The 22,918-nt window shown below is 62.4% G+C and carries 21 protein-coding genes and 1 pseudogene; 5 read left to right on the top strand and 17 right to left on the bottom strand.

Translation table 11 applies throughout. From position 1 onward, the window contains the following. Positions 1–204 (bottom strand): annotated as a pseudogene (locus tag VGO04_RS30625) (GlxA family transcriptional regulator); the annotation flags it as partial. 467 nt (positions 205–671) lie between these two features. On the opposite strand from VGO04_RS30625, the gene VGO04_RS30620 reads away from it, so the two are divergent. Together VGO04_RS30620 and VGO04_RS30615 are read left to right on the top strand one after the other, a co-directional pair. Further along, the gene (locus VGO04_RS30620; protein WP_327499754.1) at positions 672–1,886 is read left to right on the top strand and encodes a M24 family metallopeptidase; all 1,215 of its coding nucleotides are present in this window, start codon (positions 672–674) and stop codon (positions 1,884–1,886) included. Positions 1,887–1,954: 68 nt separating this feature from the next. Continuing rightward, positions 1,955–2,830, top strand: a complete 876-nt coding sequence (locus VGO04_RS30615; RefSeq protein WP_327499746.1) for a LysR family transcriptional regulator — start codon at positions 1,955–1,957, stop codon at positions 2,828–2,830. 82 nt (positions 2,831–2,912) lie between these two features. On the opposite strand, the gene VGO04_RS30610 is transcribed toward VGO04_RS30615, so the two are convergent. The 5 genes from VGO04_RS30610 to VGO04_RS30590 form a co-directional block, all read right to left on the bottom strand. Then, positions 2,913–3,722 carry an ABC transporter permease gene (locus VGO04_RS30610; protein WP_327499745.1) on the bottom strand — a complete coding sequence of 270 codons (810 nt, stop codon included), beginning with the start codon at positions 3,720–3,722 and terminating at the stop codon, positions 2,913–2,915. Positions 3,723–3,727: 5 nt separating this feature from the next. After that, the gene (locus tag VGO04_RS30605; protein ID WP_327499744.1) at positions 3,728–4,978 is read right to left on the bottom strand and encodes an ABC transporter permease; all 1,251 of its coding nucleotides are present in this window, start codon (positions 4,976–4,978) and stop codon (positions 3,728–3,730) included. Between the two features lie 2 nt (positions 4,979–4,980). Next, positions 4,981–6,117: an ABC transporter ATP-binding protein gene (locus VGO04_RS30600; RefSeq protein WP_327499743.1), complete on the bottom strand. Its 1,137-nt coding sequence runs from the start codon at positions 6,115–6,117 to the stop codon at positions 4,981–4,983. Positions 6,118–6,128: 11 nt separating this feature from the next. Beyond that, complete coding sequence (locus tag VGO04_RS30595) at positions 6,129–7,172, bottom strand: ABC transporter substrate-binding protein (RefSeq protein ID WP_327499742.1); 1,044 nt, start codon at positions 7,170–7,172, stop codon at positions 6,129–6,131. Between the two features lie 191 nt (positions 7,173–7,363). Beyond that, entirely contained in the window at positions 7,364–8,707 is a 1,344-nt protein-coding gene (locus VGO04_RS30590; protein WP_327499741.1) for an FAD-binding oxidoreductase, read from the bottom strand. A gap of 143 nt (positions 8,708–8,850) precedes the next feature. Here VGO04_RS30590 and VGO04_RS30585 point away from each other — a divergent pair, with 143 nt between their 5' ends. After that, complete coding sequence (locus VGO04_RS30585; RefSeq protein ID WP_327499740.1) at positions 8,851–9,780, top strand: LysR substrate-binding domain-containing protein; 930 nt, start codon at positions 8,851–8,853, stop codon at positions 9,778–9,780. On the opposite strand, the gene VGO04_RS30580 is transcribed toward VGO04_RS30585, so the two are convergent. The 10 genes from VGO04_RS30580 to VGO04_RS30535 form a co-directional block, all read right to left on the bottom strand. Beyond that, entirely contained in the window at positions 9,777–11,222 is a 1,446-nt protein-coding gene (locus VGO04_RS30580) for an FAD-binding oxidoreductase (protein ID WP_327499739.1), read from the bottom strand. The genes VGO04_RS30585 and VGO04_RS30580 overlap by 4 nt on opposite strands. Before the next feature lie 54 nt (positions 11,223–11,276). Continuing rightward, complete coding sequence (gfa, locus tag VGO04_RS30575; protein WP_327499738.1) at positions 11,277–11,858, bottom strand: S-(hydroxymethyl)glutathione synthase; 582 nt, start codon at positions 11,856–11,858, stop codon at positions 11,277–11,279. Positions 11,859–11,974: 116 nt separating this feature from the next. Beyond that, positions 11,975–13,102, bottom strand: coding sequence for an S-(hydroxymethyl)glutathione dehydrogenase/class III alcohol dehydrogenase (locus VGO04_RS30570; RefSeq protein ID WP_327499753.1), 1,128 nt, complete (start codon positions 13,100–13,102; stop codon positions 11,975–11,977). A gap of 50 nt (positions 13,103–13,152) precedes the next feature. After that, positions 13,153–13,839 carry an ABC transporter permease subunit gene (locus VGO04_RS30565; protein WP_327499737.1) on the bottom strand — a complete coding sequence of 229 codons (687 nt, stop codon included), beginning with the start codon at positions 13,837–13,839 and terminating at the stop codon, positions 13,153–13,155. Between the two features lie 3 nt (positions 13,840–13,842). After that, the gene (locus tag VGO04_RS30560) at positions 13,843–14,550 is read right to left on the bottom strand and encodes an ABC transporter permease subunit (RefSeq protein ID WP_327499736.1); all 708 of its coding nucleotides are present in this window, start codon (positions 14,548–14,550) and stop codon (positions 13,843–13,845) included. 91 nt (positions 14,551–14,641) lie between these two features. Continuing rightward, the gene (locus VGO04_RS30555) at positions 14,642–15,439 is read right to left on the bottom strand and encodes a transporter substrate-binding domain-containing protein (RefSeq protein WP_327499735.1); all 798 of its coding nucleotides are present in this window, start codon (positions 15,437–15,439) and stop codon (positions 14,642–14,644) included. A 76-nt stretch (positions 15,440–15,515) separates the two neighbouring features. Continuing rightward, positions 15,516–17,480, bottom strand: coding sequence for a DUF2817 domain-containing protein (locus VGO04_RS33020; protein WP_327499734.1), 1,965 nt, complete (start codon positions 17,478–17,480; stop codon positions 15,516–15,518). A 115-nt stretch (positions 17,481–17,595) separates the two neighbouring features. Continuing rightward, positions 17,596–18,705 (bottom strand): histidinol-phosphate transaminase, encoded by a 1,110-nt coding sequence (hisC, locus tag VGO04_RS30545; RefSeq protein ID WP_327499733.1) that lies wholly within the window; start codon positions 18,703–18,705, stop codon positions 17,596–17,598. A 53-nt stretch (positions 18,706–18,758) separates the two neighbouring features. Continuing rightward, a complete protein-coding gene (locus tag VGO04_RS30540) occupies positions 18,759–19,859 on the bottom strand; it encodes an FAD-binding oxidoreductase (RefSeq protein WP_327499732.1) in 1,101 nt (366 codons plus the stop codon). Between the two features lie 12 nt (positions 19,860–19,871). Next, positions 19,872–20,918, bottom strand: coding sequence for an aromatic ring-hydroxylating dioxygenase subunit alpha (locus tag VGO04_RS30535; protein ID WP_327499731.1), 1,047 nt, complete (start codon positions 20,916–20,918; stop codon positions 19,872–19,874). A gap of 126 nt (positions 20,919–21,044) precedes the next feature. Between VGO04_RS30535 and VGO04_RS30530 the strand changes: the two genes are divergently transcribed. Beyond that, on the top strand, positions 21,045–21,980 hold the full coding sequence (locus VGO04_RS30530; RefSeq protein ID WP_414650633.1) for a LysR family transcriptional regulator: 936 nt from the start codon (positions 21,045–21,047) through the stop codon (positions 21,978–21,980). 144 nt (positions 21,981–22,124) lie between these two features. Next, complete coding sequence (locus tag VGO04_RS30525; protein ID WP_327499729.1) at positions 22,125–22,595, top strand: hypothetical protein; 471 nt, start codon at positions 22,125–22,127, stop codon at positions 22,593–22,595. Positions 22,596–22,666: 71 nt separating this feature from the next. On the opposite strand, the gene VGO04_RS30520 is transcribed toward VGO04_RS30525, so the two are convergent. Continuing rightward, positions 22,667–22,909 (bottom strand): hypothetical protein, encoded by a 243-nt coding sequence (locus VGO04_RS30520; protein WP_327499728.1) that lies wholly within the window; start codon positions 22,907–22,909, stop codon positions 22,667–22,669. Positions 22,910–22,918: the final 9 nt, after the last annotated feature.

Here is a 22,918-nt window from a genome sequence, read left to right as displayed (position 1 = left end):
ACTCGACGCGATCAGATGCCGCGTATTGCCAAGCACCTGCCAGTCGGCGCGGATGCGACCGGACTTGTCGAGTTCGTCACTTGCGAGCCGGAGCGTGTCGACGAAAAGGGCGAAGGCCGAAAGGGTGAACGACCGGGCGAGGACGAAACCGATCTTCAGGCGGTTCGTCGCCGGCGCTTCGTGGGATTTCATATTCGTCGTCATCGAGGGCTACCTGGTTGCCGGGGCCGTGATTGGCGCGCGGGCCACTTGTCGTGGTCAAGGGGTTGCGCAGGAACGAATCTGGGCCTTCACCTTGCCTATGCGCCAGTTGAGCGCCAACTGGAACGCATCTTATCTCAAAACCGCGTCCAAGGCGTTGCGATCGTTGACAAGGATCGCTCTGATCCACATCCCAGTCTGTCCGAAGCCGATCGCTTGTTTTCGCATTTCCAGTCGCCGTTTCCGAACGCCAGACTACATCGGCTCCGACGGAGGCAGAAATTAGGATCTCAAATGCGGGCATTAGAATAGGCTTTTCAGGACGGATCGATCAGGGCTTTCCGGATCCCTTATGACCGCATTGGAACTTCTAATTTTCCTGATGCGGAGAACGTTCCTACCCTGCGCTGGTCAAACAGTGCGGCTGGCCGCCGGGAAGGAGTTTTCTTATGAACATGTATGCGCGAGGGATGCCGAACCAGCTTCTGCGGCTGCAGGAGATGCACAACGGCGAGAAGGTGACGCCGACATTCTCGGCCGGCGAAATGGAGCGGCGGCAGAACGCCATGCGCCGGATCCTTGAGGAGCTGAAGCTCGACGCGGCGATCCTCACCTCCTACCACAACATCTGCTATTTCTCAGACTTCCTCTACTGCTCCTTCGGTCGTCGTTACGCCTTCGTCATCACGCCGGAAAAGGCGACGTCCGTTTCTGCGGGCATCGATGCCGGTCAGCCATGGCGCCGGACGTTTGGCGACAACATCACCTATACGGACTGGCAGCGCGACAACTTCTTCCATGGCCTGCAAACGCTTCTGCCGAAGGTTTCGCGCATCGGCATCGAGTTCGACCAGGTAAATCTCGACCTGCGCCGGCTCTTGGAGGAAGCCTTTCCGAATGTTGAATTCGTCGACATCGGCGCGCCGACCATGTGGCTGCGCACGATCAAGTCGGCGGAAGAGATCGTCCTCATCAAGGAGGGTGCTGCGACCGCCGACATCGGCGGCGAAGCCGTGGCAAAGGCGGTGCGCGAAAACGTTCCGGAATACGAAGTGGCGCTTGCCGGCACGCAGGCGATGGTGCGCCATATCGCCAGCCGTTTCCCCCATGCCGAGCTGATGGACACCTGGGTCTGGTTCCAATCCGGCATCAACACGGACGGTGCCCACAACCCGGTCACCTCGCGCCGTGTTCAAAAGGGCGACATTCTCTCGCTCAATTGCTTCCCGATGATCGCAGGCTACTACACGGCGCTCGAACGCACGCTCTTCCTCGATCACGTGAGCGACGAGCACCTGCGCATATGGGAGATCAACTGCGCCGTCCATCGCCGCGGCCTCGAACTTTTGAAGCCCGGCGCGCGCTGCGGCGACGTCGCGACGGAGCTCAACGAGATTTATCGCCAGCACGGCCTGCTCGGCTATCGTTCCTTCGGCTACGGCCACTCCTTCGGCGTGCTGTCGCATTATTACGGCCGCGAGGCGGGCGTGGAGCTGCGCGAGGACATCAACACCGTGCTCCAGCCTGGCATGGTCGTCTCCATGGAGCCGATGCTGACCATTCCGGACGGCATGCCGGGGGCAGGCGGTTACCGCGAGCACGACATCCTTGTCATGACCGAGACCGGCAGCGAGAACATTACCGGCTTCCCCTTCGGTCCGCAGCATAATATCCTTCCCGCCTGACCCGTCCGCGGGCAACTTGAAACGGGCCGTCTGATCGGCCCGTTTCCTTTTGGAGCGGTGCCACTGACGTGAGAAATATACCGACTGACCTTCTTCGCACGTTCCTCGCGGTTATCGACCTGCGCAGTCATACGCGCGCCGCCGAACAGCTCGGCCGCACCCAGCCGGCCATCAGCCTGCAGATGAAGAAACTGCAGGAATTGCTCAACGTTTCTCTCTTTGCCAAGGATGCGAGCGCCCAGCCGACCGAGGCCGGTGAGCTTGTCGCAAGCTATGCCCGGCAGATGCTGGCGCTGAACGACGAGATGATGCTGCGCCTCTCGCGGCGCGACCAGCACGGCAAGATCCGCCTCGGCATCCCGAACGACTACGCCGACCATTTCCTGCCGAAACTCATGCCGCGCCTTGCCAGCACCGGTCACGACTTCCGCTTCGAGGTGGTCTGTGACCTCTCGCATGTCCTTTTGCAGGGCCTGCGCAACGGTCTTTATGACATCGTGGTTGCGATGACACCGGACGGACCGGCGGAAGGCGCGTTCATGACCTGGAAGGAGCCGCTCGCCTGGGTGGGCGACAGTGCGACGTCGGTGGTCACGGACGAGAACGCCAATCTGCGCATTGTCTGCTATCCGGAAGGCTGTCTCTATCGACGGGCCATGCTGACCGCCTTGCAGCGCGACGGTCGCGGCTACGATCTTGTCTACACGAGCCCCAGCCTTTCGGGCCTCGAGGCGGCCGTCGGCTCCGGCTTCGGCAACACGGTGCTGGCTCGCCGCATCGTGCCGCCGAAACTGGTGCGCCTTGACGATACCCTCGGCCTGCCGAGGCTCGCCGATGTCGTTGTCGGCATCTATCTCAGTTCCGATCGCAAGCGCTCTCCGGTGGCAGAGAGCTTCGCTGCGCATTTCGCCGACGCTTTCCTCGCCGATACGCGGATAGACTAAAGCGTTTCTCGGCTCCTTTTAAAACGACAAGGCGGGCATCCTCGGGATGCCCGCCTTACGCATTTTTCTGAAGCCCGTAACTTCAGGTCCGCCGGAGCCGTCGGGCAAGGTTCAGGACAAGGAACAATGCGATAGAGACGGTGGTCAGCAGGCTCGCCGCCGCCATGATCGTCGGGTTGATCTGGTCGCGGACGCCAGAAAACATCTGCACCGGCAATGTGCGCTGTTCGGCACCCGTCAGGAAGAGTGCGACGATCACTTCGTCGAAAGAGACGGCGAAGGCCAGCAACGCACCCGAGACGATGCCTGGCAGGATAAGCGGCAGCGTGACGGTGAAGAAGACGCTGACCGGTCCAGCACCGAGGCTTGCGCCCGCCCGGGTCAGATTTGTGTCGTAGGTCGAAAGCGCCGAAAGTACGGTGACGACGACGAAGGGTATGGAAAGTGCCGCGTGGGCAAGCACCAGGCCCAGGCGCGTGTTGGTGAGGCCGAGCGAGCCGAAGAACATATAGGCACCGACGGCGATGATGACGACGGGCATGATCATCGGTGAAATCATCAACGCCATCACCGCCTTTCTGGCGGGAAAGCCGGGCCGGCTGATGCCAAGTGCCGCGAGCGTGCCGAGCAGTGTCGCAAGTGTCGTGCTGAAGAACGCCGCAACGAGGCTGTTTAGTAGGCTTTCAGTCCAGCGGGTGTTCTCGAAGAAGTCGGCATACCAGCGCCAGGAAAACTCCCGGATTGGAAAGGTGAAGAACGGATCCTTCGCGACCGAGAGCGGAAAGACGACGAAAAGCGGCCCGATCAGGAAGGCGAGCACGGCGAAGGCAAAGGTGACGACGGCGAAGCGGCAAAGCCGTTCGCTGCGGGTCGCGTAAGCGGGAAGCCACATGGTTCTCATCCGAGCTTGATGCGGTCCGCGCCGACGAGGCGCAGGAACACGAGGTAGATGGAAAGCGTCATGACGAGGAGCAGGCAGGCAAGTGCTGCGGCCATGCCCCAGTTCAGGTCGCGATTGATGTAGGTGGCGATGAAGTTCGACATCATCTGGTCGCGTGGGCCGCCAACCAGCGCCGGCGTGATGTAGTAGCCGAGCGACAGGATGAAGGTCATCAGGCAGCCGGCGGCGACCCCTGGTAGTGTCTGCGGCGCATAAACGCGCCAGAAGGCAAGGAGCGGCGGTGCGCCGAGCGAGCGTGCGGCCCGCATCTGTCCTTCCGGAATGGCCTTCATCACACTCAAGATAGGCAGGATGGTGAAGGGCAGCTGGATATGGGTCATCGCCGTGACCGTTCCGAAGCGGGTGAGGATGAGCTGAAGCTTCTCCGTCGTCAGACCAAGTGCAAGAAGTGCCTGGTTGATCACGCCGTCCGTCTGCAGCAACACGACCCATGCGGTGGTGCGCACCAAAAGCGAGGTCCAGAGCGGCAAAAGCACCAGCAGGAGCAGGAAGCTGGCAGTGCGTGACGGCGCCAGCGAGATGACATAGGCCGTGGGGAAGCCGAGAGCCAGCGTTGCGATGGTGACGAGCCCGGCAATCCAGAGCGTGCGGCCAAGAATATCGAGAAAGACCGCCTGGCTTTCTTCCACCCGCCCGATACTGCCGGCAGCATCCTGGCCGAGATCGACTGACGTCAGGAGGTAATAGGGCGTGACGGGGCTCGCGTTGCGCTTGATGATTGCCCAGAGATCGGGACTTGCCCAAGCGGGATCAAGCGCTGCGAATTGCGGGGCGAGGGGGCCTTGCTTGAAATTGCCGAGGTGGCGGACGACGGACATGATGCGGCTGCGCATGCCAGCACTTTCGTAGTTCAGCCGCTTGCCGAGTGCCGCTGCCGTGTTGTCTTCCTTTGCGCGCGCAAGGTCGGCGACAAGTGCTGCGAAGACGTCCTCGCCGGGCGTTGAGCTTCCGTCCCAGCCGTCAAGTGCGGCGATGGTCTGTGGCAGCACGGCGTGAACCTCCGGATTGCGCACGGCGGAGGTCAGGAACAGGCCGATCGGCGCGGCGAAGGTGACAATGAGAAAGATGAGTGCCGGCAGCGCCAGTGCAAAGGCCCGCAGGCGGTTCGGACGCTCGGCCCGGCGCAGCGCCGCGCCGAGGCCGCTGGTGCGTGTGGCGGAGGTGGCGAGGGATAGGGTCTGTGTCATGGTTACCTCGCCAATGTCAGGCAATCGGCGGCAAAGCAGGCCATGCCGATGCGGCTGCCGGGCAGGATTGCCGCACCTTCGGCTGCCGGCAGGCAGGCGACGAGGCGCTCGCTGCCGAAGGCCTCCAGCGTCAGCCGTACCCGGTCGCCGAGGAAGGTGCGGTCGAGCACGCGCGCCATGATGCGGTTTTCAGCGCTCCTGCTCGCGGGACCCTCCAGGGTCAATCGCTCGGGGCGAACCGATACCGTGAGGTTCGATCGTGCCTGGCCGGTAGGTCCAGTCGTGAAGAGCCGCGTGCCATCGGCCATCCGCACAACGCCAAGTCCGTTCTCGGTGCCGGCGAATTCGCAGGTGAGCGTGTTGTTGTCGCCAATGAAGCCGGCGACGAAGCGGTTTTCCGGCCGGTCGTAGAGCGTCACCGGATCGGAGAGTTGCTGGATGCGGCCCTCGTGGAAAACGGCGATGCGGTCCGACATAGTGAGGGCTTCCGACTGGTCGTGCGTCACATAGACCATGGTAATGCCGAGGCGCTGCTGGATCCGCCGGATCTCGACCTGCATGTGCTCGCGCAGTTGTTTGTCGAGGGCACCAAGTGGCTCGTCCATCAGGATGAGTTTCGGGTTGAAGACCATGGCGCGGGCAAGCGCCACGCGTTGCTGCTGGCCGCCGGACAGCTGCGCCGGGCGGCGTTCGCCAAGGCCGGCCAGCTTGACGAGCTGCAGCGCGTCTTCCGTCCGGCGCTTCGCTTCAGCACCCCGGATGCCACGATAGCGCAAGGGAAAGCCGACGTTCTCGGCAACCGTCATATGCGGAAAGAGCGCATAGTTCTGGAAGACAAATCCGATGTCGCGGCGCTCCGGCGGCAATCGTTCCACGGCCTTTCCTTCAAGCAGGATCCGCCCGCTTGTCGGCTGCTCGAAGCCGCCGAGCATCATCAGCGTCGTTGTCTTGCCGGATCCTGAAGGTCCCAGCATCGTGAGGAATTCGCCGCGCCGCACGTTGAGGTTCAGGTCCTCGACCACGAGCGTGCGCCCGTCATAGGTCTTCTGCACGCGCTCGAAGGCGACCATCGTTTCCGTCGCCGGGATGGTCGGCGGCGCCTCGTCGAGGCGCCGCCTTTCCAGTGTGATGGTGTTCATGGGCGCGCTCCTCAGTTGGAAAGCCAGGTGGTGAAGCGCTTGCGGATCTCATCACCGTGATCGGCCCAGAACGCGTTGTCGAGCGTCAGCGAGGTCGTCAGGTTTGCGGGGCTGGTCGGCAGATTCTTGGCGTCTTCCGGCGCCACTTCCGCCGCGGCTGTCGTGCGGACCGGGCCGTAGGGAATGTACTTGGCAATGCCGGCGAGGACCTTCGGTTCAACGGCGAAGCGGATGAAGGCCAGCGAGCTTTCCAGGTCCTTGGCGCCCTTGGGAATGACCCAGTAGTTGGAATCGAGTATCTGGTTGTCCCAGACGATGCCGAAGTGACGGCCCTCCTTGTTGGCGTTGAAAATGCGGCCGTTCCACGCCGTCGTCATGGTCACCTCGCCCGAGGCGAGCAGTTGCGGCGCTTGTGCGCCGGCTTCCCACCAGACGATTTCCTTCTTGATCGTGTCGAGCTTGGCGAAGGCGCGATCGAGCCCTTCGGGCGTTGCAAGTGTCGCATAGACGTCCTGCGGCGCGACGCCGTCGGCAAGGAGAGCAAATTCGAGATTGGTCGCCGGGTTCTTCCAGAGCCCGCGCTTTCCGGGGAAGCCCGAGAGATCGAACAGGTCGGCGAGCTTCGTCGGCGGCGTCGCAAGCTTGTCGCCATCATAGGAAAGGATCGTCGCATAGACGATCGTACCAACCCCGCAGTCGGACGTGGTGCCGGAAAGCCAGTCCGATTTCGCTCCGATCTTCTCCCAGTCGATCGTCTCGAAAATGCCCTCGTCGCAGCCTTGGAGCAGGGTCGGCGCATCCACGTCGACGACGTCGATCGTCGTGTTGCCGCTGTCGATCATCGCCTTGATCTTGGCGATCTCACCACCGTACTCCTGCTCGGAGACCTGCCGGCCGGTTTCTTCCGCATAGGCGCTGAACACGGCCTTGCGCTGCGCTTCCTGATAGGCCCCGCCGAAACTCATCACAGATAGCGGTTCGGCGGCGATGGCCGCACCCGCCGCCAAACCACAGGCAAGCGTCGTCGCTGCCAGAAACATGCGTTGTCTGAACATGGAAATTCCTCTCTGGAGACAGATTTGACGTACCCGTCGCAGTGCCCGTCTTGCTTGCGGGCTATGAGGAAAGCCTATGGCGCGACATGCTGCGGCGCAAATAAGTAGGTGTCATGCGGGCATGAGCGGTGCTTATCGGCGTCCGGACCATGCTTCCGTGACCCTTCTTTTTTGGGCCGCTGACGCGCTTTTTAGAAAAGCGAGTGCGGTGGTTTGATGTCGCGTTCGGCGTAGCGCGACAGGCGCAGGTCGTGGAGGTTGATCCCCGGCTGTCCAGTGATGAGCCAGTCCGCCAAGGTCTTGCCGACGATCGGACCGAGCGCGAAACCGTGACCGCAAAAGCCGGTCGCAATCATCAGTCCGCTTGGCGTCGCCGGGGCGTCGAGCACCGGGATGCCGTCCGGCAGGACATCGATGCCGCCAGCCCACCGCTCGACGATCTCAACGTTTCGCTGAGAAGGCAGTGCCTTCTTCAGTCTTGCGAGGCAAGCCTGGATGTCGGCATCGTTGGCCGGGAGCAGGGGGTCACGAACACCGACCAGGTGGCCATTCCTTCGCGCTTCCGACCCCGGCAGGCGTTGGCCAATATCGTCGAGCAAAGCGCCGTTGAGCTTGAAATTGAAAGACCGGTAATGCTGCAACAGCGGCCCCATGTACCACTCGAGCGCGCGCAGATGGCCAAGGGTGACATCGACATCCACACGCGCGTCGTTGGCCAGGTTGAAGCTACCGTCGCTGCGCTGGCGCCAGCCAATACCCCCGCCGATGCAGGCGACGGCGCCGACGGGCGATCCCGACGAGGTCCGAGCGACCGTTCCGCGCACCTGATGCTGCGGCAAGGCGATGCCGAGCGAACGCAGGACACGCCAGCTCGCGGCACCTGCAGTGCAGATGATGTGGTCGCTGCGGATCTCGCCGTGTTCGGTGCGCGCGGCAACGACCTTGCTACCGGCCACTTCGATGCCCGTCAGGCCGCAGCCTTCGATGAACCTCGCTCCGAGTTCGGCAGCCCTGCGGGCAAAGGCCGCCGCGACGACACGAGGCTCGGCCTGGCCGTCGCTTGGTGTGAACAATCCCCCGACTTGATTTGCAGTGAAGCCTGGCACCAGCGCGCGCACCTCGTCCGGCGACAGAAGACGCGTATCGACGCCGTATTGCCTGGACGTTTCCAGGCAGGCTTCATAATGCGCCATTTGCCTGGCGTCGTGGCCGACATATAGGCAGCCGCCCTGCCTCCACCCCAGATCCGTCTGCAGTTCTTGCTGCAAGTCCAGCCACAGGCGGTTGCTGGCAATTGCTAGCGGCATCTCCGACGGGTCGCGCCCCTGCTGGCGCACGAAGCCCCATGCGCGGGTCGACTGCTGGCCGGCGATCCGCGATTTGTCGAGAACGACGGCCTTGATCCCCGCCTTGGCAAGATAATAGGCCGTGGCACAGCCCATGATGCCGGCGCCGACAATCACGACATCGGCGCGCTGCGGCAAGGCAAAGGAAGGGTGTTCCGGCCGGTTGCCGGTTTCAGAAATGATACGCATGGCAAGCCTTTTGTCCTGATTGTCGCTGCTGAAGGGAGGTTGGTCGCCGAGCCAACGCAGCAACTATGGCAAGCGGTCGCTGGACAATCCAATGCTCATTGTGCGACTGATTTATTTGGAAAACGAATAAATGAGATCGGCAGATGTCCAGACGATTTCCCCCTCTTGGCGGCTTGCAGGCGTTCCTCGCGGTGACGCGAACCTTGTCGTTCAGTGAGGCGTCGGAGATCCTCCACATTAGCCAGAGCTCGATCAGCCGGCAGATCCTGCAACTGGAAAATCACTTTCGTTGCGCGCTTTTCCTGCGCAGCACGCGGCGTGTTGTCCTGACCGACGCCGGGCAAAGGCTGCTGCCATACATCGAGCAGCTGATCGCTTTGCTGATCGAAGCGGACCAGGCCGTGACGCAGCCGCCGCAGACCGTCACATTGCGCGTCCATCCTTCGCTTGCCATTCGCTGGCTGCTGCCGCGTCTTCCCGATTTTTACCGCGAGCATCCACATGTGCGCGTCGATATCGATACCGCCTGGGTTCGACGGCCCGACTTCGAGCTCGAGGGGATCGACGGAATGATCGAATACGGGGTCGGGCCGTGGCCCGGCTTGACCGAAGACCGTTTGTGGGAAGAGCAATTGGCGCCGGTCTGTCGGCCTGGGCTGTTCGGAGACCTCGATGACCGGACGAGTTTTGACGGCCTTGTGCTTCTGCACATGGATCGGACCTATGAGACCTGGCAGCGCTGGGCCGAGCAGGCGCAGATCTCCCTTGCAGGCGCACGCCATCTGGTCTTCGACACGCTGGACCTCGCAGTGACGGCGGCCCAACAGGGGCAGGGGCTCGCCCTTGCCGACCTCGCGCTTGTCGGTGCTGCGGTTCGCGACGGATTGCTGGTGCAGGCGCATCCCGTCCAACTCGACGTCGGCATGGGATACAGTCTCATTGCACCAAAGACCTCAAGCAGGCTCCGCGGGTTTTCTCTGCTGCGCGAATGGCTGCGGCAGCAGGCGGACACCACACGTCGCGAGCTGTCCGCGATGGTGGGCAGTAAAGCCGATGTCGCAGAGCTGAACTAGATTGGGTCTGCGGCGACCGCGTCGGAGCATGCCGCGAAAGCGCCTGTGCGAACCACCTTTCCCGGGTTCAGCAGGGTCGCAGCGTCGAGCGTGTCCTTGATCCGATGCATCAGCGCCAGCTTCACAGCGTCGGAAACAGCCGAGAGGGACCCCACTCTCTTGAGGCCAATCCCATGCTCGGCAGAGAAGGATCCGCCGATCGCGGCGATGTCCCTGTAGAGCACCTCTTCGACGGCCCTTGCCTTGCTGCCTGACACTTCGGTCCCTGCCGCATTGAGAACGATGTGGAGGTTCCCATCGGCGAGGTGGCCGAAGACATAGGGGGCAAACGCGGCATCCAACGTCTTCAGGCCGGCAACTGAGCGCGCGACATAGGTCTCGACTTCCGAAAGAGGGACCGAGACGTCGTAGGATGGCGCGCCCGGGTGCTTCCGGTAGATGAGGTCGGTGTCTTCGCGCAACCGCCAGAGATCCGCTTCCTGAGCAACGGAGGAGGCAATCACGGCCGATGCGTCGGGATGGTCCTCGATGAGACCTTCATAGATGCGTCCAAGTTCCGTTTGCAACTCGTCCTCGTCGGCGCCGCCGAGCGAGATCAGCAGGTTCACCGGATGATCAGGATCGAAGTCCGTTGCCGACCAACGATGATGGCCTGTCGTCAGGCGGAAATAGGCGTTCCATATCGCCTCCGCAGCACGAAGTTGACCGTGCCGTGCGTCGAGCCCACGGCGGACCGCCTCAAGTGCTGCGTCCACGGAAGGCAGGCCGAAAAGGACCGTGGCCGTCGCCAATGGCAGGGGTTCAAGCTTGACGACAAGGCGCGTGATAATGCCGAGCGTGCCTTCGGCTCCCACGAACAGATGCTTCAGATCGTAGCCGGCGGCATTTTTCACCACGCGTGTGAGGTCCGAGTAGATCGAACCATCCGCAAGCACGGCTTCCAGGCCCAGAATACGGTGCCGCATGACCCCGTAGCGAAAGGCGGCGATACCCCCGGCATTCGTCGATGCCATGCCGCCGATCGTTGCCGACCCGCGCGACGGCAGATCGATCCCCGTCTCAAGCCGATGCTCGGCGGCCGCCGTCTGCAGCGCTTGCAGCGTCACGCCGGCCTCCACCACCGCCACGCGCTCTACCGGCGAGACACTCAGGATGCGATTGAGGCGGGCGGTCGAAAGCACGAGTTCACCCGGTTCGGAGATCGCACCGCCGACGAGGCCGGTTCGTCCTCCGTGGGTAACCAGAGGGACCCCATTGGTTAGGCAACATTTTACGACCGAGGCGACCTCCTCGGTCGTTCTTGGGAAGACCACGGCGCGCGCCCCGAGATTTTCCGGTGTTACGCCGTGGTCGATCGAAGAAAGGGCCTCGCCGTCCTTGAGATTTCCGTCACCGACAATCTTGCGAATTTCGTCTTTGAACTCAGGCTGTAGGTGATCCATGCGATGTAACCTGCTGGTGATGTCGAGAACGGTGAGGCGTTTGAGGCGGGCTGTTCAGGCCGTGGCCGTCTTGAGCGCACCGCTTTTCTTGGCCGCCCAGGTGGCGATAACGTCCATCAGGACGGGGTTCAGGCAATCATAGGGTTCCAGACCCAGCTCACGCAGCCGACCGCGCACGCCATCAATCTTTGCCGGATCATACCCGCTCTCGATGATCGATGAGACGAAGGCGGCAAAGCCCGGCTTAGCCCACCCCGTTTCCTGGAACCGTTCCGGATGCAGGAAGGAAAGCCCCTTGAAGGCGTGGTCGCGTTCGACCGGGCCGTACATGTGCACGCCGCAGTCCTTGCAGGCATGGCGCTGGATCAGCGCGTTGGGATCGACGATTGCAAGCTTGTCACCGTTCTCCAGCACCTCGACATCGGCGGTCGGTGCGACCGCGACGACCGAGAAGACAGCACCGTCGGGTTTCCAGCATTTCGTGCAGCCGCAGGCGTGGTTGTGGGCAATGTCGCTTTTGACCCGAACTTTTACGGGCTTGCTTGCGCAATTGCAGACGAGCGTGCCTCCCGAAAAGGCAGCGTTCGTCGCCTTGAACCCACTGTCGAGGGATGGATGGATGGCAATGCTTGGCATGGGTTTCTCCTCCTTCATCGCCGGCGCTTGATGCGCGGCCGATTATGGGCGCCGTCGGCTGAACGCTGACGACGCGATGCACGAATTGCATTTTTGATGCGGTCTTGAACCCGCGCTCAGTATACCACGACCGAGCGGATGCTTTCGCCCGAATGCATCAGCTCGAAGCCCTTGTTGATGTCTTCGAGGGCCAAGGTGTGGGTGATCATCGGATCGATCTCGATCTTGCCCTCCATGTACCAGTCGACAATCTTCGGCACGTCGGTGCGGCCGCGGGCGCCACCGAAGGCCGTGCCCATCCAGCTGCGGCCGGTGACCAGCTGGAACGGCCGCGTGGAGATCTCCTGACCGGCGCCGGCAACGCCGATGACGACCGACTTGCCCCAGCCGCGATGCGAGGCCTCGAGCGCCTGGCGCATCACCTTGGTGTTGCCGGTGCAGTCGAAGGTGTAGTCGGCGCCGCCGATCTGGTCGGCCCCGCGCTTGGTCATGTTGACGAGATAGGGCACGATGTCGTCGCCGACCTCCTTCGGGTTGACGAAGTGGGTCATGCCGAAGCGCTCGCCCCAGGCCTTCTTGTCGTTGTTGAGATCAACGCCGATGATCATGTCGGCGCCGGCAAGGCGCAGGCCCTGGATGACGTTGAGCCCGATGCCGCCGAGACCGAAGACGATCGCGGTTGCGCCCATCTCCACCTTGGCCGTGTTGATGACCGCGCCGATGCCGGTCGTCACGCCGCAGCCGATGTAGCAGATCTTGTCGAAGGGCGCGTCCGGGTTGACCTTGGCAACGGCGATCTCCGGCAGAACCGTGTAGTTGGCAAAGGTCGAGCAGCCCATGTAGTGATGGATCTTGTCCTTGCCGATCGAGAAGCGCGAGGTGCCGTCGGGCATCAGGCCTTGCCCTTGGGTCGAGCGGATGGCGGTGCAGAGATTGGTCTTGCGCGACAGGCACGACGGGCAGGAGCGGCACTCGGGCGTATAGAGCGGAATGACGTGGTCGCCCTTCTTCACCGAGGTGACACCCGGGCCGACATCGACGACGATGCCGGCGCCTTCATGGCCGAGGATCGCCGGAAACAGGCCTTCCGGGTCAGCACCCGACAGCGTGAAGTCGTCGGTGTGGCAGATGCCGGTCGCCTTGACCTCGATCAGCACTTCGCCGGCCCGCGGGCCTTCGAGCTGAACCGTCATGACCTCGAGCGGCTTGCCTGCCTGAACGGCAACGGCGGCGCGTACATCCATGGACATTTCATATTTCCTTTTGAAGTTTTCCAGCCGGTTCAGGCGATCGCCTACCGGGGCAGGTAGCGTGTCAGATGGGCCTCGAGCAGCCGGACAAGCGTGATCAGGATCAGGTTGATCAAGAGGTAGAGAACGCCGGCGATGGCGAAGATTTCGAGGATTGCATAGGTCTGGCTCATCAGCCGCTTTGCATGGCCGGTGATCTCCAGAACGGTGATCGTGGAGGCAAGGCTCGTTCCCTTGACGACGAGGACCAGCTCGTTGCCATAGGCTGGTAGCGCCTGCCGGATGGCGAGGGGGAAGGTGATCCGGCGGAAGCGCAGCAGCCGGGACATGCCGCAGGCCTGTGCCGCCTCGACCAGTCCGCCCGGAATGGACATGAGGCCACCGCGCAGGATTTCCGAGGTATAGGCAGCCGTATTGAGCGCCAGCGCCAGGACTGCGCAATGGGCGCCGTCACCTATGACCCACCAGAGGACAGGGTTGTCCCGTACGAAGGAAAGCTGGCCAAGGCCGTAGTAAATGAGAAACAGCTGCACCAGGAGCGGCGTGCCGCGAAAGACGGTGCTGTATCCCTTGGCAAAGCTGCTCATCGCCCTGTTTTTCGACAGCCGCATGACCGCAAGCGCGAGACCGAGGGTAAAGCCGATGGCGACCGAAGTGACCGTCAGGAGGGCGGTGAGCCATAGCCCCTTGGCAAGGGTCGGAACCGCGAGGAAAACGAGTTCGAGATCCATGGTCTATTTCCTCGTACGGGGGCGCAGAAGGCGTTCGATCCAGTCGAAACCACCCTGGCTGACCAGCGTGATCGCAAGGTAGACGAGGGCGGCGATGAAATAGAAGATGAAGGGATTGCGGGTGGAACCCGCACCGACGAAGGCGGCACGCATCAACTCCTGCAGGCCGACCACGGAGACCAGGGCAGTATCCTTGATCGTGGTCTGCCAGACGTTGTTCATGCCCGGCACGGCAATCCTGAGCATCTGGGGGGCGATGATGCGCCGGAAGATGCGTCTGCCGGGGATCCCGAGCGCCCGCGCCGCCTCGATATGTCCATTGGGAATGGCGGCGAGGGCCCCGCGCACGACCTCCGTCGAATAGGCTCCTGATATCGCAGCAATCGCGACGACCGCGATGGTGAAGGCGTAACCGTTGCCGGCCAGTCCTTCGTAGCCGAACGCCGCGGCGACCTTTGCCACGAACTCGACAGAGGAGAAAAAGAGGAGATAGATGATGAGAAGTTCCGGCACGCCGCGCACGATCGACGTGTAGAAGTCCACGACAAGTGTGAGCGGGAAAACCCGCGCCCATTTAATCAGGCCGCAGCCGACGCCGATGACGGCTCCAAAGACCATGCTCGCCATGCCAAGTGCAATGGTGATTGCCGCCCCGCGCAGGATCGCCGAGATCCAGCCGCCTTCCCATACCTGCCAAAATCCAAGATCCATCGAACCCGCCCAATTCTCGCATTGACCTGTCGGAGGAGGCCTCCCGGGAAACGACGGCCTTGAGGCCATGTTCTCGGGAGGCGTCGTTTTGTTATTGGCAGGGACGGGAGATGTCCGTCTTGAACCAGGTCTGGCTTGCCTTGCCGATCGAGCCGTCGGCGACCAGTTCGCAGAGCGCCTTGTCGATGCGGGCCTTCAGTTCGGTATTTTCCTGGGCGATGCCGACGCCGATGCCCTCGCCGAGCGTCGGGTCGAAGGTGCTCAGCACCTTGACGTCGACGAACTGGAAGTCCTTGCCGTCAGGGCGTCCGAGGAAGTCCTGGAGCGCGGAAGAGTCGGCAAATGCCGCCTCGACGCGTCCGCTCGCAAGATCGATCTGCATCTGGTCGAGCGTGTCATAGGTCTTCAGGACGGCGGAGGAGGCGCGCTTTTCCATGAAATGCGCATGGGTCGTGCCGGCCTGGACGCCGACCGTGCGGCCGTCGAGCGATGTCAGCAGCGTGTCGATATCCTTGACGCCGGCGAGATCGGAATCCTTCTTCACCACGAACATGTTGGCAAGTTCGGCGTAGCCCACCGAGAAGTTGATCTGCTTCTTGCGCTCGGCGGTGATCGACATGCCGGAAATGATGATGTCGAAACGCTTGGCCTTCAACGCCGGGATGAGACCGTCGAATGCCTGCACGACGAAGTGACACTTCATCTCCAGCTTGGCGCAGAGCAGGTTACCGACATCGGCGTCGAACCCGGTGACGTTGCCAGCGGCATCGGCCATGCTCCATGGCGGATACTCGCCTTCCGTGCCGATCGACAATTCACCCTCGGCAGCCTGGGCTGCAGAGACGCCGGCGATAAAGAACGTGGCGAGCAATAGACTTTTCAGCTTCATGTTTTGGTTCCCCTTGCTGAGCATTCTTGTTGGCTCTCGTCCGGAGGAAGCCCGGACGGGTGGTAATGGCTGGATGTCAGAGCGTTCGAGCCAGGAACTGGCGCATGCGCTCGGAGCGCGGGTTGGTAAAGACATCCGCCGGGGTACCCTCTTCCTCCACCTTTCCCTGGTGGAGGAAGAGGATCTTGTGCGACACCTCGCGCGCGAACTGCATTTCGTGCGTCACGAGGATCATCGTGTTTCCTTCTTCGGCCAGCTGTCGAATGACGCGCAGCACTTCACCGACCAGCTCCGGGTCGAGCGCCGAGGTCGGCTCATCCAGAAGGATAAGCTTCGGGCGCATGGCGAGTGTGCGGGCAATCGCGGCACGCTGTTGCTGGCCGCCGGATAATTGTCCGGGATATTGGGCGTGTTTGTCGGAGAGGCCGACTTTCTTTAACAGCGCGTGGGCATGGTCGACGGCCGCTTGCCGCCCTTCCTTCAGCACGTGCAGCGGCGCCTCGATGATGTTTTCGAGGACCGTCATGTGCGGCCAGAGGTTGAAGTTCTGAAACACCATGCCAACGCGCGAGCGGATACGCTCCACCTGCCGGATGTCGGCGGCTACAGCACCACCGTCGGGCGTCTTCTTCAGGCGGATTTCTTCACCGTCGATGATGATACGCCCGTCATTCGGTTGTTCGAGGAGGTTGATACAGCGCAGGAACGTGCTTTTTCCGGAACCCGAAGAGCCGATCATCGACACGACCTCGCCCGGCTGCGCGGAGACGCTGACACCGTTGAGCACGGCGAGGGGACCGAAGCGTTTGTGGATGTCGTGCACTTCGATCGCGGATCTATCGTCGAGCCTCGGGCCGCCGGCCTCCGGATGGGCGACGACGATGACAGCGGCTGCGGCGGGCACGGACTTTTCGGGTTGCGCGCCGCCAACGGCCTTGAGATCGGCAAAGGCGCGATCGAAATGACGCAGCGACGCCTCGAGACAGGCGCGCTGCCAGTCGACGTCGTCTGGGATGAAGGCTGAGCAGAGCTCCTTCTTGATCCTGTCGCCGAGCGGCGTATCGATCTTGCCGAACAGGTGAAGCCAATTGTCCGCCTGGACGGCGTCCGAGACCGTGGCGCCGTCCAGAGTGCCGCATTCGACGACAAGCGGCAGCACGCGCGCCTCCGGCAGGGCGTTGCGCACGGCCGCCGAGACATAGCCGGTGGCGGTCGCGGCGATGCCTGTGTCTGTCGTCGCACTCTCGCCGGTGACGACGACCGAGAGCGCGGGGCCGAAGATGCGCCGACCCCATTCCAGCCCGGGGTGCTCGCCCTCGGCGACCGAGAGCAGAGCCGGATAGCCGTAAGGCCCGGCGCCTGTGTGCAGGTCGAAGACGACGACTTCGCTGGCTTTCTGCGCGAATGTCGACAGGATCTCGATCAGGGTGCGGTTGGACCAGACCGGGCCATCGCCGCCATAAAACAAACCGTCCGGATAGTCGTACTGGCCAGCCTCCACGATCGGTGCGATGCCGGCGTAGCCGCCGAGCCGCCGCTTGGCCTCTTCATATGCCTCGATGGCTGCGTCACGCTCCGGGCCGTCCCAGGCGCGACAGACGAGGGCGCCGTGCAATTCGGCATAGCGCTTGTTCGTCGGCGGCGCCGTGTTCCAGTCGATGAAATTGCGGTTGAGGTCGACATTGTCCTCGTTGACCCGGCGCGCCCAGGCCGTGCCCCAGGGGTTGATGAGGTGGATCGCCAGAACCGCGGTATCATCGGGGAGTTTCCAGGGGGAGTTTTGCGAAAGCCAGGCGGTCTGGCAGGCCGAGCCGAACGGACCTTCGACGCCATGCGTTCCGGAAATCAGCACCAGGAGCTTTTCGGCATCGTTGCGCCCAAGATAGGCAACATCGGTCGCCAGGCGCTCTCCCTTCGGTCCGTGCAACGGGTGCAGATATTCGACCAGGCTGGCGCCCGCAGTGCGCGCGGCGGCGAGAAAACGAGCGCGCAAGGCGGAAAAATCACCGGCGAATAGACCGGATGGCACTGAAGGGGACATGCGATGGGGCTCCCGGTTTACTCTGTGCAGGCTTGCGTTTCCGCTCATGTGATCGTTCCCGTCGGGCCGTGCTTCGACCCCTCTTTGTGTTTGGCTTGCAGGGCGGCACGCGCCGTCACGTCCTAACGAGGTCGCGAAGCGCGTCGAGAAAACGGTCGTTTTCCAAGGGGGTGCCGATCGTGACGCGGATGAAGGTGCCGTAGCCCTCCTCCTTCCACGGCTTGACGATGATCCCCCTGGACAGGAAATGATCGAACGCGCTCCGGCTCTCCCGCCCGACATCGATGAACAGGAAGTTCGTTTGCGACCGGGCCGCCGAAAGCCCCATTGCGGCGACGGTGTCTGCAACGCGCTCGCGCTCGCGCTTCAGTCTTGCGACCGAAGACTGCATCCAGGCGTCGTCGTCGAGCGCGGCGACGGCTGCCACCTGGGCTGCGGCATTGACGTTGAAAGGAGTTTTGGCTGCACTCATGGCCCGCGCCAGACGGGCATCGGAGGTCACCGCATAGCCGACGCGCAGGCCCGCAAGCCCATAGGCTTTTGAAAAGGTTCGCAGAACCACCCAGGAAAGGTTCGTCGCCGAGAGCGCGGCAAGCCCATCGGGCATGTCTTCGTCCGTGAACTCGAAATAGGCCTCGTCGAGCACCAGAAGCGTTTCATGCCTGACGGCCGCGAGAATGCGCGCCAACCCGCCGGGATCGAGCGCCGGACCGACCGGATTGGAAGGGGAGGAGAGGAAGAAAATCGCCGGGTTGCGCTCGAGCATGGCGACAATCGCCGGAATGTCGAAATTTAGATCGGCACGCATGGCGACCTTCTCGACGCTGGCGCCATTGGCAAGCGCCTCGATCTCGTGCAGGCCGAAACCTGGACAGACAGTCGCGACGAACGCGCCGGGACGCAGCACCGCCCGACAGATCGCGGCGATCATCTCCTCCGAGCCGTTGCCGGCGACGATGCGTTCGGTGGAAACGCCAAGCCGTTGGCCGAGTGCCGCGCGCAGCACCGTGCAGGCCGGGTCCGAATAGCGCGAGGGCTCAAGGTTTGCGAGCGCGGCTGTGACCTGCGGCGAACAACCGTCCGGGTTCTCGTTGCTGGCAAGGGCGGCGATGTCCTGCCGACCGCTCTGCTGCCGTGCGGCAGCAATGTTCATGCCGGCATTGTAAGCTGGCAGGGCGGCCACATGCGGGTTGAGCGGGATCTCGGTATGAAGCGGTTTCGTCACGGAGCTTCCTTCAAGGCTTGGACATCGGGTTGAGACGGCACCCTCTTGAGTGGTCAGAGATCGAGAACGATCGAGGATTTCGGCTTGGTGCAGCACAAGAGCACCCGGTCGGGCGGCACCTCGTCGAGGGGCTCCTCGAAATAGTCGACCTCGCCGGAGACGAGCCCCTGTTCACAGGTTCCGCAAACCCCGGCCCGGCAGGAAAATTCAGGCTCGATGCCCTGCGCCTCCAGGAAGGCGAGGATGGAATCGCTTGTTCCATCCCAGGCGAGGCTGCGCCCCGACTTCTTCAGAACGATGCGCGGGCCGTCGGTATCTGCCGTGGGCTGCGCGACGGCAGCCGTCATGGGGCGCGCCGCCGTTTGCCCGGCCTCCGACAACAGGCTCGCGGGCCCGAAGAACTCATAGGCGATGCGCTCCTTGCGCACCCCAAGACCGGTGAGAATGCCGAAAAGCGCCTGCATGAAGGGCGGCGGCCCGCACATATAGATCTCGTAGTCGTCGAGCGGCAGGAGGCTCTGAAGCGTGTCGCGCGTCAGAAATCCTGCGGAGTGGCAGCGGGCAGCTTCCAGATCTGCGCCTTCGGCAAAGCGATAGCAGAAATGGATCGCGATGCCGGGGCGCAGCGCCGCGAGACTTTCGACCTCTTCGCGCAGCGCATGGACGGCCGCATTGTCGCAGGCGTGAATGAACCAGACCGGGCGGTCGCTTTCCCGCGCCAGGATATTGAGCATCGAAACTGTCGGTGTCAGGCCGACACCGCCGGAAAGAAGGACGACGGGGCGGGTGCTGGCGCCGTCGAGCTTGAAGGCACCGCGCGGCAGGTCGATGTCGATGACGGCGCCAGGCTCGATCTCGTCATGTAGCCAGCAGGAACTCAGGCCATCAGGTACATCCTGCGACGGTGCCGCCTCACGCTTCACGGTTATCCGGTAGGTTCCCTCTTCGCGCGGGGAAGAGGAGACCGTGTAGTTGCGCAGGACATGTCCGCCCTTGCGGTCGGGAACGCGCATCGTCAGGAACTGACCCGCCTCGAATGGCCGCCAATGCTGGGGTTCAATCGGCGCGAGCCGGAATGACGTGATCGTGGCGCTTTCCTGCGTCTTCGAGATGACTTCGAAGGGGCGGAAGCGCGAGGCCGCTGCATCGAGCATCGGAAATGCTCCCTATTCCGCGGCCACGCTTGCGGCATCGGTCTTGGTCTCGGCGGCGATCAGCTGGGCCAGCTTGCGCCGAAAGCGCATCGGACCGACGTCGATCTTCAGGTCGAGGTTCGGTGTCTGCTGGTTGGCCATGCCGTGATGGACAGCTTCAAGGACCACGCGGTCCTCCTCGAAGGCGCCGCGCACGGATTTGGCAAAACTCTCGGAAACCTTGACGTCATCGGGCGCGAAGTTGCGCATCTGGAACCAGTAGTACTTCGTCCGGTTTTCATCGACCGGCGTCATGAAGTTGTAGCTGTCCATCAGGAAGGTGTTGTCCGGCAGTGGCCGGCCCTCGCCGCCGGTGTGGGCGGGCGCGAAGATCGCCTTGATGATTGCGTTGCTCGGATAGCGCACTTCGTAGTGCTGCTTGCGGTCTGTATTACCCTCAAATTGCAGGAAGGGCGCATAGAACGGCGCCGGTTCGGAATCGATCATCCAGCGCCAGACGGTGACGCCGTCGTCCTTCACGGTCGTCTCGAGCGGCGTTTCCTCACAAGCCGAGCTTGCGAAAGACGACTGGTGGACCCAGGCGACATGGGACGGGTCGAGCAGGTTGTCGGTCATGTAGAGGTAGTTGCAGTTGAGCGTCATCGACTCGCCGCGATTGACGCCCCAGCTGGGGTCGCCGAAATGCTCGACTTCGAAGATGTCCTTCGGGTCGGCCTTCTCGGCGTCGCCCATCCACACCCAAAGCAGGCCGTAGCGCTCATGGACCGGGTAGGAACGTACCTTGGCCACATGGGGAATGCGCTCGGCGCCGGGCACGCGGGTGCAGGTGCCGGAACAGTCGAAGGTAAGGCCATGGTAGCCGCATTCGACGTCGTCGCCCTTGATCCGCCCCATGGAGAGCGGCAGCTTGCGATGGGGACAGGCATCCTCGAGTGCCGCGACCTTGCCGTCCTGCTTGCGGTAGAGGACGATGTTTTCGCCGAGCATCGTGACGGGTTTCAACTCGCGGTCGACCTCGTGATCCCAGGCTGCGACATACCAGGCATTCTTGAGAAACATTTCGCTCTCCTTGCGTTTTGTTAAGCGAATGTTCGACGTTTTTTCGGTGCCAACAAGTTGCCAGCGCCTGCGTTCTTTTTTAGATTTTCTAAATAGCGATTTGCTGGGCTGAAGGAGTGCTTTGCGATGCCGAACCCGTCCTTGCGCGGCTTGCAGGCCTTTGAGGCGATCGGGCGATGTGGTTCTGTCAGCGCCGCTGCGGAGGACCTCGGCGTTTCTCCGGGGGCCGTGAGCCAGCTGGTGCGCAACCTCGAGCAATGTCTCGGCTTGACGCTGCTGGAGAGGCGCGGGCGGCGGGTGGAACTGTCTTCCTGGGGACGCTTGTATTATCGGGAAGTCGCGAAAGGCTTCCAGCAGCTTTCGCATGCCGCCAACGTTCTCACCCGTGCGCGCAACGAGACGGGGATCGTCCTAAGCGCCCTGACATCTGTCGCCAACAAGTGGGTCAATCGCAAGATTTTCGATTGGCAGACGCTCTGTCCGGAATCGAGCGTGCGAATTCTCGGGCAGGAGCAAGAGCCCCGCATCGGTGCCGAGCAGGTGGATTTCCGCATCACCTACGGTCGGCGCTCCTATGTCCATGAACACGTGGCCAATCTATTCACCGACTGGATCGTGCCTGCCTGTTCGCCCACGCTGATCGCCGGCCGTAATCTCGAAACGCCGCGCGATATCCTCGCCTTTCCACTGCTCAACGTGGAGTGGGAGGCTGACTACAAGGCCTCGCCGCAATGGAATGACTGGGCGACATTGGTCAATGCCGATGGTGGCCAGAAGTTTTCGGGCCTCTCCTTCACCCTGTCGAGCAGTGCCATCGACGCGGCCGTCAACGGCCGAGGATTCGTTCTCGCCCAAGTTTCGATGATCAGCGACGAGGTTGCCTCGGGCACCTTGGTCGTCCCCTTCGATATTCGCATGAGATTACCCGAGAGCTATTACTTGGCTTGGGATCGGGCTGCGCTCGAAAAGCCGTTTGGACAGAAATTCCACAAATGGTTGCTTGGGGTTGCGAGACAACAGGACCAGATGTCGGCGCCAAGCCCGGATCAGACGGTAGCTTGAGGTCAGATCTCGCTCTCGCGCACAGTCGTTTCGCAACGCTGGCGATGAAGGCCGCTTTCGGAACCGAAGAAGCATGGTCGCCAGGTCCGGGATGCACGTGTATTGTTCAAGTCCGTTGTGTAGTCTTCACCGAGAGAGATTCACATGGCCGAAGACTCGGGAATCAACAAGACGCAGGTTTGGATAGCGGTCATCACAGTCGTTGGCAGTTTGTTGACCGCCGTAATCGTCAACTTCGACAAACTGACCTTCCGCGACGAGAAGACTAATGTCGCGGCGTCGCCCGCGGTTGTAACAAAGACCCAGCCTGATCCAGTGACGCCAATACCGTCCACGTCAACAGTCGACATCGGCGGGGAGTGGCGCAGTGACGACGGCTCGCGTTTTATTTTCACGCAATCCGGCTCAGAGTACGAATACACGCACACGGCGCTCAACGGCACTTTCCAATCGATTGGCAAGGGTAAGATTTCCGGCCGCGATCTTTCGCACACATTCGAAACGGCGACTGGCGAAACCGGAACATGCACAGCTTTCCTCAACGCTGGGGCCACCAAGATCAATGGCAATTGTGTGACCCAGGATGGAGCGTGGAGTTTTGTCATTGAACGCTGATTGCTTGAATGCGTGATGGGCGCATAACGCGGGGTCATTCGCATTCGCAGCAAGGCCGGAGGGCCGAACGATTACGGATCTCCGCTGCCTTCCAACCGGACCAGCCAGTCAAGGCCGGTCTGGTAGCGCCGCAGAACGGCGGCGGGATCCTCGGCATCGAGACGAGAACAGATCCGGTAGACTTCGAGCGTCTCGGCATCCATCAGGCCCTGCTGGTAGAAGAACATGGCGGCAGCGTAGCGAGCGCGGCCGGACCACTCGGTGCCGACCGGCAGCTTGATCATCTCCCAGTGCCGTTTCGTCTCGTCGTCCATAGCGGTGAT

Source organism: Ensifer sp., from assembly GCF_035999185.1.
Classification (GTDB): domain Bacteria; phylum Pseudomonadota; class Alphaproteobacteria; order Rhizobiales; family Rhizobiaceae; genus Ensifer.
Note: the sequence above shows the minus strand (reverse complement) of the source record. Positions and strands in the feature narration are given on the sequence as shown.